Annotated in this window: 12 protein-coding genes; 4 read left to right on the forward strand and 8 right to left on the reverse strand. The window is 44.3% G+C overall.

Features of this window, described 5'->3' with window-relative positions:
- The 5 genes from WBA89_RS12185 to WBA89_RS12205 form a co-directional block, all read right to left on the reverse strand.
- Window positions 1-768: hypothetical protein (locus tag WBA89_RS12185; protein ID WP_424406690.1), on the reverse strand; the 768-nt coding region annotated here is incomplete at its 3' end.
- Between the two features lie 806 nt (window positions 769-1,574).
- On the reverse strand, window positions 1,575-1,703 hold the full coding sequence (locus tag WBA89_RS12190) for a hypothetical protein (RefSeq protein ID WP_333240138.1): 129 nt from the start codon (window positions 1,701-1,703) through the stop codon (window positions 1,575-1,577).
- Window positions 1,700-2,002 carry a DUF433 domain-containing protein gene (locus WBA89_RS12195; RefSeq protein WP_424406693.1) on the reverse strand — a complete coding sequence of 101 codons (303 nt, stop codon included), beginning with the start codon at window positions 2,000-2,002 and terminating at the stop codon, window positions 1,700-1,702. Before WBA89_RS12195 ends, WBA89_RS12190 begins: the two co-directional genes overlap by 4 nt.
- Before the next feature lie 14 nt (window positions 2,003-2,016).
- On the reverse strand, window positions 2,017-2,685 hold the full coding sequence (locus WBA89_RS12200) for a Uma2 family endonuclease (protein ID WP_424406695.1): 669 nt from the start codon (window positions 2,683-2,685) through the stop codon (window positions 2,017-2,019).
- A 147-nt stretch (window positions 2,686-2,832) separates the two neighbouring features.
- The gene (locus WBA89_RS12205) at window positions 2,833-3,063 is read right to left on the reverse strand and encodes a hypothetical protein (RefSeq protein ID WP_424406697.1); all 231 of its coding nucleotides are present in this window, start codon (window positions 3,061-3,063) and stop codon (window positions 2,833-2,835) included.
- Window positions 3,064-3,257: 194 nt separating this feature from the next.
- On the opposite strand from WBA89_RS12205, the gene WBA89_RS12210 reads away from it, so the two are divergent.
- Window positions 3,258-3,497: a helix-turn-helix domain-containing protein gene (locus WBA89_RS12210; protein ID WP_424406699.1), complete on the forward strand. Its 240-nt coding sequence runs from the start codon at window positions 3,258-3,260 to the stop codon at window positions 3,495-3,497.
- Between the two features lie 39 nt (window positions 3,498-3,536).
- Here WBA89_RS12210 and WBA89_RS12215 read toward each other — a convergent pair whose 3' ends face one another.
- The 3 genes from WBA89_RS12215 to WBA89_RS12225 form a co-directional block, all read right to left on the reverse strand.
- On the reverse strand, window positions 3,537-3,977 hold the full coding sequence (locus WBA89_RS12215; protein ID WP_424406701.1) for a retroviral-like aspartic protease family protein: 441 nt from the start codon (window positions 3,975-3,977) through the stop codon (window positions 3,537-3,539).
- A gap of 83 nt (window positions 3,978-4,060) precedes the next feature.
- Window positions 4,061-4,645 (reverse strand): PAP/fibrillin family protein, encoded by a 585-nt coding sequence (locus WBA89_RS12220; RefSeq protein WP_194010305.1) that lies wholly within the window; start codon window positions 4,643-4,645, stop codon window positions 4,061-4,063.
- Window positions 4,646-4,887: 242 nt separating this feature from the next.
- Window positions 4,888-6,567 carry a glycosyltransferase family 4 protein gene (locus WBA89_RS12225; protein ID WP_424406703.1) on the reverse strand — a complete coding sequence of 560 codons (1,680 nt, stop codon included), beginning with the start codon at window positions 6,565-6,567 and terminating at the stop codon, window positions 4,888-4,890.
- Window positions 6,568-6,957: 390 nt separating this feature from the next.
- Between WBA89_RS12225 and WBA89_RS12230 the strand changes: the two genes are divergently transcribed.
- The 3 genes from WBA89_RS12230 to WBA89_RS12240 all read left to right on the forward strand — a co-directional run bounded on the left by WBA89_RS12230 (window position 6,958) and on the right by WBA89_RS12240 (window position 9,647).
- Window positions 6,958-7,194, forward strand: coding sequence for a DUF3134 domain-containing protein (locus WBA89_RS12230; RefSeq protein WP_424406705.1), 237 nt, complete (start codon window positions 6,958-6,960; stop codon window positions 7,192-7,194).
- 130 nt (window positions 7,195-7,324) lie between these two features.
- Window positions 7,325-8,440, forward strand: a complete 1,116-nt coding sequence (gene mraY, locus WBA89_RS12235) for a phospho-N-acetylmuramoyl-pentapeptide-transferase (protein ID WP_424406707.1) — start codon at window positions 7,325-7,327, stop codon at window positions 8,438-8,440.
- Window positions 8,441-8,657: 217 nt separating this feature from the next.
- Window positions 8,658-9,647: a glycosyltransferase gene (locus tag WBA89_RS12240; RefSeq protein ID WP_424406709.1), complete on the forward strand. Its 990-nt coding sequence runs from the start codon at window positions 8,658-8,660 to the stop codon at window positions 9,645-9,647.
- The last annotated feature ends 313 nt before the right edge of the window (window positions 9,648-9,960 follow it).

Below are 9,960 nucleotides of genomic sequence, written 5' to 3' on the forward strand. Positions count from 1 at the left end.
CCCCATGCCCCATGCCCCATGCCCTATGCCCGATGCCCGATGCCCGCGAGAGCACCTCATCTTTCTGAGAAAGGCTATATATTGAGAAGCAGCATATTTAATAACTTCTCTAGCTGCATCTGCTTCATTATTAATTCGAGTAGACATATTATTGAAAGAATTTGCCCAGTTAACCACTCTTTTTTTGACTTTCGGGTTATTACGAGCTTTTTCTTCTAAATCTTTTGCTACTTTCTCCTCAGCTTTCTCCGCACTATATCCCTGATTTTTAAGTTGATTTACAACCTCGCGAAACTCTGCGACGACATCCGATAATTCCTGATTGGTGTTAATGTAACAACCTTGTATTTCTATATAGTCTCCCTGGATATAGTTGCCCTGAATAAATTCGTTATAATTACCAAAACCCATGTGAATATTGCGATCGCCAGTTTTGCGATTGTCTTCTAACTTCACTTTTGATTCTTGTGGAGTATTAGCACCTAAATCCCATAAAAGTTTAGAAATTCCAAATGCTACAAGGCTAATTGCCAACCTAGTTAGAGTCAGAATGCCCTGGCCAACAATTGCACAACTTATTAGTCCGAGTAATACGCTAAATAAATAATATCGTTGCTTTTTACTTCCTGGCAACCTAGATATTAAAATACTGAATCTCTTAAATATTTGTCTTATTTTACCTATCATTAATTTAGCGAAATAAGCTGTTCTGCATTGAGCTTGAACTTTGGGGCAGGATGCCCACCCTACAATAGTTTGAATACACAAGGCTGTCTCAATTAAATGCGCGACAGCTTATCTGTCCTTCAAAGAGGAATACCTAATAATCCTAGCGCTAGCTTGAATACCCTACCGCTGCTTCACCGATCAAACCATTGGCAGCACCATCAAGTAAATACTGTCTTAACTTGACTAAGTTGGTTCTAAATTGAGAATCATTATTAGCCTGATACACTAAATCGCTAGCGACTTTCTGCTGAGCATCTTGTAGAGTGTACCCCTGTGTTTGAAGTTGAGTTAATAATTCTTTAATTTGAGCAGTTACTTGAGATCAGTCCTGACCCATATTTATGAAATTGCCTTGTATATAATTGCCTTGGATTGATTCGTTATAGTTACCAGAACCCATGTGAATATTGCGATCGCCAGCCATATCTATGTCTCCTTAAATTTGATACCTGTGAATAGATAATTAGAGAGTATTATACTTGATTTCTAAAAATTATGCCAGTATCCTACTAATAATCTCTGTCCCAGTCAATGATGGCGAACAATATTATATGTTTTAATTCTGGCTTAAAGCGCGGAAAATTTTGAGAAGCATTAAGGGCGATCGCTTATCCTTCACCCCAAGCACTTAAAAAATCGACTTGATTGTACATTTCCTCTGCGGATTTACTAGCTATAATTTTTAGCAATCGACGCAATTGTTCCCCAACTGAATAATTCTGCTGTCCCAAGATTATCCCCAGATGTTCTTCCCCTCGCGTATTCAAATCAGTATGCAATCGATAAAAATCCCTAGTATTAAAGCTATAGGTTACTCGATGATTTTCATGAGCCCAATACAAAATTCATTCATCGCTGCGAGACAGCATTCCTATTTCTGCAACAGAAATAACATCAACACCCCGCAGGCGTAGAGCATCAAGCAGAGCCGAATTCATCGCATCTTCGTCTAGCAGCAGTAGAATAATGCTCATGAATTTGTCTTGAGGTTTTTGTAGTGTAACTCTGCTAAATGTTCGTAAGCTGCTTGTTCCTCAGCTAAATCTGTATCAATTTCTGCTCGATTAGCATGATAATAGGTTAAAGCTGCATAAACTTGTGCGATCGATAAGTGAGTCATCAGCCTAGCAATTTCTTCCGCACTGTTACCCTGCTTGTACAAAACGGCGATGCGGCGGACAGAAGTACCAGTTTCAGCAATAATCGGACGGCCGCCTCGAAGGTTGCGATCGCGGATAATTAAAGTCCCGATGTCTACTACAGTTGTTGTCATACATTTTCTCCTATTTACAAATTCCCAATTTGTTGAGCGAACCACATCGCCGCCGTTCCATTTCCCTGATTCAAAAGTTTCAAAGTCTCCGACAGCAAAGCAATCGGCAATCCCTCCAGCGCGCCGGAAATTTCACATTCCTGATAGTTGCCATTCTCGTTCAATCGAAATGCCAAAACTCTCTCGCCTTTAATATCTACTACCCAATACTCAGGAATTCCCAAAGCAGCATACAAGCGCTTCTTTTGATCTAAATCGCTTGTCAAAGTAGTATCGGAAGTTTCTATCACTAAATCCGGGATTCGCGATTTATTCAGATTGACTCGGCGCGGTTCACCTTTTTGCCACTGGATGAAATCTCCGCCGACATATAAAATGCGATCGGGCGCACCTCCTCCCACCTTTGGCTTTTCAATTACACATCCACCCAAATCATCGAAAGCTTGTCCTCCTTTGCTGACAAACCAGGTGTAAAACACCAGAGTCAACAGGTTGTTAAATCTGGCGTGATTAATTCCTTCATTTCCCATGTCTATCCAAAGATATCCTTCATAAAAAAAAATTCTGGCTTCTTCCAAAGACGGATCTTTGCAAGCTGCTACATAATCTTCCCATGTCGCGGCTTGCCATTGGGGAATTTCACCCACTTGAGACACGATGAATTTTGCAGTTGTAGAAGTCATGATTTAAAAGCAAATTGAGGATAGTTTTATCCTAACTGAAGTTGATATTTATCTGCTGGGTGCCCAGAAACCGGGTTTTTGCGAAAATACTCGTTACAGCCCGCAAAAACCGCAAAAAACCCGGTTATAAAGATTTTGATGCGGTGTTTATCGAATTGCTGTCGGCCCAGCAATTGGTACTTCTAAGTCTGGCTGCAAGTCAAAGATTACGACAAGCGTGGCTTGAGGCATGAGTTGACGCAGACACAGCAAGTGCCCGTCAGCATCCGATCGACTGCGAAATCGCCCCACAATCGCGCGCTGCATATTTGGCATGAGTTTGGCGATCGCCCAAGGGTAAAGGCGTTTTTGGTACGCGATCGCCCTCTTGATTCGCACAGAATCCCTGTTGATAACCGTTTTGTGGCATAATCGTGTGGTATTCGTAAGGAGTACAGGAAAGGGCGTTAGTAAGTCTCTTGCCAGAAATCGACTAACGCCTCTACTACTATGATTAAACATCAAATCGGTCGCAAACGTCAATACTTAACGGTAAAACTTAACGTTTTGTCCCTGAAAAGGTTCGGTCAGCTATGGATCTGAGAGCCTTAAGAGAACGTGCGGGGCTGAAAATTATAGACGTAGCACATATACTAGAATGTGCTGAATCTTCAATTCGCAACTGGGAAAAGGGTCGAACATTGCCAAAGATGGAAGTTTGGCAAGTATTCCGAATGCGGGATTTGTATCGATGTACCGAAGCGGAGTTAGTGCTAGCTGTCAGAAAGTCAATGCCGGCAGAAAACAAAGAACAGACAAAACAGACGGAGTAACAATAAGTTGCATTTTAGGTTATTTCCTAACTGCTAAATTCAAATTCTTAAATAACTAGCCGTCGGACTCAGCGGCAAAAGCACGAGTGTTTGTTTCTGCAAATCCAATTCAATTCCTAATGCTTCTAAAGAGATGACACCCAATAACGGATCGGCTCCTGCGGGCAGTTCTATGCACTCAAAAGTTGCGTCTTTTCCCATTAATGAAATTTTTGCATCTTCAAAAATGCGTGCTGTACCGATGCCTGTTGCCGTTGCTACAGGCACGGTTTTCAGGAGTTTTAAACCGAGTTGGGCGATCGCATCCTGCGGCAAGCATAAAGTAGTCGCCCCAGTATCTACCAGCACATTTTTTAGGGTAATAGAACGTACTCGATCGGCAGGAATTAGATTATCTTCTGCCTTACCTTGGTCGAGGCGATTGGTGATTTTGAGTGTTGTGGTAATTTTGCCCATTGGTTCTTTGATAGTTGATGTCATGATTGTATCCCTCCCGGTATCATTTTAGACCGATCGCAACTTTCAAGCAAAAGATCGATCGCACTCAATCGAAAATCACAAAATCACTCTTTTGTCAACACAAAAACACTTCCTTCATTGCCGCGCCCGATCCGCAAATCGCCATCCAAATAAGTAATATCCAGCCATCCCTGCTGTTCGCGAGTATCCAGCTTGAAATCTACAGCAGCAAACTTCTTCCCCGACTCAATCTGATTGATATATTTTGCCGGAGATTCATAGCCAATCAACCTGCTTAAACCTAAAATCGACCGCTCAAATTTCACCTGCACTCGCCGTTCCGAGGTAGCCTCAAATCTCGCAGCTACGCTGACAATTCCTTCTAAATAAGGCAATCCGTAAACTTCGGCAATGTTATAGATTTTTGATTCTTTGACGCGGATGGATTGATAAATTTGACCTAATTTTAACAGCGGAAAACTGTCAATATTCAACAGGGCGCGGCTGCTGGTGTACAACAACCGCCAATCACCTTCTAAAAGCTCTGCAGCTTCGACGGGGCGAGATGTGGGGTTGTAATCTTCCAATTGGGCGATCGCACTTAAAATAGCCTGTTTGTCGTTTGGAGTCGCCAACAAACCGCGATTTTTACCAGCAATTATCTCTAATAGTCCAGATTTTTTAAGCATAGTTTTTTTAAGAGTCAGTAGTCAGTAGTCATTAGTCATTGGTCAGCAGTAATTAGCATTTTGTAGGGGCGGGTTTAGAAGAGGATCTATGATACAACTGACTAAAAAAATGGCAAAACCCGCCTTCTTCTCTGTGGGTATAACAATCCTACATTTATTTTAATCTTCAGTCGGCGGAGGCCGACTTGGTTTGTGTAGTAGCGGTTTCAACCGCCTAATCTTATTCGATTTAGCATCAACCATTACCCCTTCCCAATGACTAACACACCAAATTTCACGAGATAGAGTAGCGTCCGATACAGGTGTGCTAATTCTTGCTCGTTTTTGGCATAAAGCCTGAGAATTTCGCCCGCGCTGACAGTACCTTTTTGCTCGATCGCCTTTAACATCTCCATCTGAATCTTAACAGACATTCTTCGGTCTTGACCGAAACTGCTAAACCAAATAGTCTGCAACTCTTTCAGAAGTTCTGGTGTGGCGATCGCACCCAGACTCAGCATCATATCGTTGGTTAAAGTTCTCGTCGCATAATGGCCCAACACCCGAAACGGATCGTCGCTTAGCGGATAAGGCGGTTTCCCCGGTTTTAAAGGTGCCGATTCCGGTGCAGAAATCCGAATTTCTGCTAATTCCCGCCACAACTGTTCGTAAGCAGCAATTACTACTTTCCAATCATAAATCTCCCTCGCCCTTTGTTTCGCATTTTCGCCCATCCGCTTTCTCAATTCCGGGCTGTCAATTAATTGGCACAAAGCGCGGGTACAAGCATCAATATCAACTGCTGTGGCTAAGGAAGTATGACCCATGTAAGTCGGCCAATTCAAACTACCGTCGAGATAATTTATGGCTAAATCCAAACAAGCTTCTGGCGGCGGGATCAGTGTGGGAATGCGGAAGCCGTCGATTTCGTGGCGTACTGATTCTTTGTATCCGTTCCAATCAGAGACTATGGCCGGCAGTCCGTTAGCCATTGCTTCGATTGGTGTCAGTCCGAAGGTTTCTTGAATGTTGTCGGAAAGCGAAATAAAAATGTCTGCCGCCGACCAAATATTAATTCTAACTTCCGGCTTTCTGCCGTCTAAAAAAATAGCATTTACCGAGGGACAAAAGATTTGCGCGCTATTTTTAAAGTCGGGTTCTTCTCTCGGATCTTCGATCCAACCGGCTTGAATTAGGTGGATTTTAGCTTTGGTCTGCTGTGCTGCCCGTTCTAAGGCGATGTACATTGGTACGGGATGGGCTTTTGCCGAAAAAGTTAATCTGCCGACAAACAACACAACAATATCGCCGGCCGAAATGCCGAGTTCTTGTCGCTGTTGGCGGCGGCTGTTAACTGCTTCCACACCCTGCGGAAACGCGCTGCAATCGACTCCTAGGGGAATAATTGGCAATTTAATCAAAATTTCCGGTTGACCGCCGTTGCGCTGCGCTAAATATTCTGACCACTGCGTCAAAACTCCTTCTACTGCTGTTTTCACGGCGGCAGAGGTGCAGATCAGCGCGTCCCAAGGCTGTGTCGGTGCGGCGATCGAATTGCCGATCGCCTCCATGACGTATTTTGTACCGATCGTGTGAGTAACGCCGCAAACGCTGTAGGCCCGCTGATCGACAAATCTGCGCGCCCAAACCAGATCCGCAAGGGCGGGATCGGGTCGATAAATTGTGCCCGGTTGAGACAGCAAATCCGACCGCTGTAAGGGAATCCAGCGGACTTTCCGAGGTTGTTGCAGCCAAGGTTCGATCTGCGAACAAAACTCCTCAAAGGTTTTTTTGCTGTCTGTGCAACAGTAAAGCGAGTCAGCGGTGCCGTATTGAACTAAGCTTTTGAGGAACCCTTCTCCGGCTGCATGACGCCCCAAAAGTCTCTTTCCTGTGGTGTCGTAACCCTCTTTGTTGTATAAAACGGCTGCCGTTGTATCCATCCTGAGATTTATTGCTTGAGAGTTGACTTAAAAAGGTAGAGGGTATTTGCCATCAGGGTTCGATCGAAAACCGGGAGACTGGGTGAATGTGCCGCTTGCCACAGCGCCGCCTGTCTTGGGATATCTTAAATGCGATCGTCTCGGCTGACCATACTTATACCTAAAAAAGGATTGGCAAGAGCGGATTTTAGTGTTATTCTGAGGCCGATGCTTGGGGCGAGTTCCTTTTCGGTCTGCCATTCTATCCCGATCCGGAAGCAAACAGTGTCTGTGGTATAATGCCCTAGCCCTGCTAAACGCCGAAGTTGCAAGCACTCTATCGCAAGAGCAGTCACTCGGCAAAAAATTACCTCTAGTCGATCGCCTCTTTCTCTTTAGAAACCGAGAATCATGTATAACCCATCTCTGCGCCAAATCCCTCGCCACTTGCCTGCGGACGTAATTCCATTAAAGCAGCAATCATCTCTTTTAAGCTGGTTGGAATCTAACAATCGCCTCTTAGCAAGGGATGTCCAAGAACCCGAATATCTCAACGAAGAAGAATTTCCCGAACTGATGGCAGTTGACGACAATCCTTACGATGATGAAGAAGAGGCAGAAGAGGATGCGGGTGCAGGCGACGAATAGCTGGTACAAGGGTGAAAGAATCAACCGGAAATAGGGAAGAAAAACTCAGAGATTTCGCAATCTCCGGTATCGCGCCCTATTCCCCAACTGTCAATTGTTTGTTTTCAAATGGTGTGTGGCCAGGAGTGATATGGATAACTTTGTGGATGAGAGAATCCCTTTTAGTATGCCTTTCAAACTTACAGGCAGGAATTTATTCCTGCTGCTGGGTTTGGGGCTCGGCATTGTAGCGATCGGTTTAGATGTAGCAGCGGGTAGACTTTTGAACTCGCCTGCATCGCTATTTGTGCCGCTAGTTGTTTGTGCTTTAGTGGCATCGGGATTGGGCTATCTAGTAGTTCCCGTACTCCAGCAACTAAAAGCAGGACAAATAATTCGCGAAGACGGCCCCCAAGCCCACTTAAAAAAAGCGGGAACGCCGACAATGGGAGGCGTATTTTTTGTGCCTGCGGGAGTCGCAATCGCTTTATTGCTGTCGAATTTTAACTCAGATGTTGTTGCCGTATCGGCTGTAACTTTAGCTTACAGTTTCATCGGCTGGCTGGACGACTGGCAAATTCTCCGCCGCAAGTCGAATAAAGGTATTTCACCTCGGATCAAATTGGCTTTGCAAATAGGTTTTGCCGCTTTATTTTGTCTGTGGCTGATGTTCCACAATCCCGCTATTTCTACTAACATTGCTTTGCCTTTCGGTTGGGTATTGCCTTTGGGTTTGCTGTTTTGGCCGCTGGCGGGTTTTGTGTTAGTTGCTGAAAGCAATGCTACTAATCTTACCGACGGCGTTGATGGGTTGATGGCAGGTTTAGGGGCGATCGCACTTTTGGGATTAGGCGCATCTGTAGCCTCAACTTCGCCAGAATTAATGATATTTTGCGCCTGCATCAGCGGCAGTTGTCTCGGTTTCTTAACTCACAACCGCAATCCAGCCCGCGTGTTTATGGGCGATACAGGGGCCTTGGCTTTGGGAGGTGCGTTGGGTGCGGTAGCTTTATTAACAAACAGCCTTTGGATATTATTAATTATCAGCGGGATTTTCTTTATAGAAACGCTGTCGGTAATTGCTCAAGTAGGCTATTACAAAGCTACAAAAGGCCCGGATGGCATCGGCAAGCGCCTGCTAAAAATGGCTCCCCTGCACCACCATTTAGAACTGTGCGGCTGGCTGGAAACTCAGGTTGTTGGTATCTTTTACTTAACTAACGGGGTGTTAGTGTTAATGATTTTGATGTTGACAAGCAATAGTTGACAGCGGATTATTAATAGACTTTACAGCATATGTAGCTGATGTTTTCTGCCATATTAAAAAACAAATAATATGCCCGTTCCACAAGAACTCTATGCAGTTTTGGAACGGGCATTTTGCCACTTTTAGATTTTAAAAAAGCCTCACAAAAGGTAAAAAAAAACTGGTTCGCAGTAAGGACTTTACTCCTGATTGACTCAACAACCACCAGAGAGGATTAATGAAGAGTGCGGAGTTTTTACCCCTTGTTTCGGTTGTGGTACCTGTTTATAACGGTGAGATGGATTTGCCGGATTTAATCGAGTGTCTGCGATCGCAAACTTATCCGCCACACAGTGTAGAATATCTGTTAGTAGACAACAACAGTCGCGATCGCACTTCAGCAATTATCCAAACAGCTACAAACTTGAACCCCCCCTCAGTCCCCCCCTTGCTAAGGGGGGGAGGCAATTTGGATAGAATAACCATTCGCCACTTCACCGAAAACCAGATTCAAAGTTCCTACGCCGCCCGCAATCAAGGAATTCGCGCCTCCACAGGCGAAATCATTGCATTTACCGATGCAGACTGTCGCCCCGAAACTCAATGGCTGGAAAATTTAGTTAAGCCCTTTGCTGACTTAGAAGTAGGAATTAGCGCGGGGGAAATTCTCGCCCTCCCCGGTAATAGTCTCTTAGAAAAACACGCAGCCCGCGACAATACTTTATCTCAAAAACATACTCTCGCTCACCCTTTTTGTGCCTACGGTCAAACGGCTAACTTAGCTGTACGCAGACAAGTTTTAGCGCAAGTAGGTTTATTTCGCCCGTACCTTACGAGTGGTGGCGATGCGGATTTGTGCTGGCGGATTTTGCGAGAAACATCCTATAAAATGTATTTTGCCGAAAATGCGATCGTCCGACACCGCCACCGTTCTACAATAAAACAGTTGCAAAGTCAATGGTATCGCTACGGCGAATCTAATAAATATTTGCACGAACTCCACGGTGTCGATTTGATGCGTGAATTTACGCCAGGAGAATATTTGTATCGGCTGGCTAGGTGGCTGTTAAAGGAATTACCGATTGCTGTGGCTAAAAGCGATCTCGCCCGCCTCGATCTGGTAGAGTTGTTACATACGCCGATCGGTCTTTTGAATGTCAGAGCCAGAGCCACCGGACAGCGCCAAGCCAAACTTCCTTTAGCAGCTTGGGAAATTGACCAGCTTTAATCACTAAAAAAAATACCGGGCGGTTAACACCGATTCTCTACTTCTCTACAGGCAAAACCCTCTAGACAAGAGGGTTGGAGACTCTTTGCCAGCCCTCTTATTTTTGCATCCTATAAGTATAATTTATCTGCATATAAGTACCCTGAATCAGCAAATATGAAAATTTCAGGCAATCCTTAATATAAAATTAATAAGTCTATTCTGAAGCGTCCGGCTTCAAAACGACAATAAATTGGCAGTCACCCCAAAATTTCTTTACTTCTGGCGATCGAGATTATTCTCAGATTATTAAATTTTTGTAACATTTACAGGT

The organism is Microcoleus sp., from assembly GCF_049646505.1.
In the GTDB taxonomy this organism is placed as follows: Bacteria; Cyanobacteriota; Cyanobacteriia; order Cyanobacteriales; family Microcoleaceae; genus Microcoleus.

What these genes read in the sequence shown, in the direction of transcription:
- WBA89_RS12220 (WP_194010305.1), bottom strand. Translation starts at nt 4,645, where the DNA reads ATGCTTAAAAAATCTGGACTATTAGAGATAATTGCTGGTAAAAATCGC.
- WBA89_RS12230 (WP_424406705.1), top strand. Translation starts at nt 6,958, where the DNA reads ATGTATAACCCATCTCTGCGCCAAATCCCTCGCCACTTGCCTGCGGAC.
- WBA89_RS12240 (WP_424406709.1), top strand. Translation starts at nt 8,658, where the DNA reads ATGAAGAGTGCGGAGTTTTTACCCCTTGTTTCGGTTGTGGTACCTGTT.
- WBA89_RS12195 (WP_424406693.1), bottom strand. Translation starts at nt 2,002, where the DNA reads ATGACAACAACTGTAGTAGACATCGGGACTTTAATTATCCGCGATCGC.
- WBA89_RS12190 (WP_333240138.1), bottom strand. Translation starts at nt 1,703, where the DNA reads ATGAGCATTATTCTACTGCTGCTAGACGAAGATGCGATGAATTCGGCT.
- mraY (WP_424406707.1), top strand. Translation starts at nt 7,325, where the DNA reads ATGGATAACTTTGTGGATGAGAGAATCCCTTTTAGTATGCCTTTCAAA.
- WBA89_RS12215 (WP_424406701.1), bottom strand. Translation starts at nt 3,977, where the DNA reads ATGACATCAACTATCAAAGAACCAATGGGCAAAATTACCACAACACTC.
- WBA89_RS12210 (WP_424406699.1), top strand. Translation starts at nt 3,258, where the DNA reads ATGGATCTGAGAGCCTTAAGAGAACGTGCGGGGCTGAAAATTATAGAC.
- WBA89_RS12225 (WP_424406703.1), bottom strand. Translation starts at nt 6,567, where the DNA reads ATGGATACAACGGCAGCCGTTTTATACAACAAAGAGGGTTACGACACC.
- WBA89_RS12200 (WP_424406695.1), bottom strand. Translation starts at nt 2,685, where the DNA reads ATGACTTCTACAACTGCAAAATTCATCGTGTCTCAAGTGGGTGAAATT.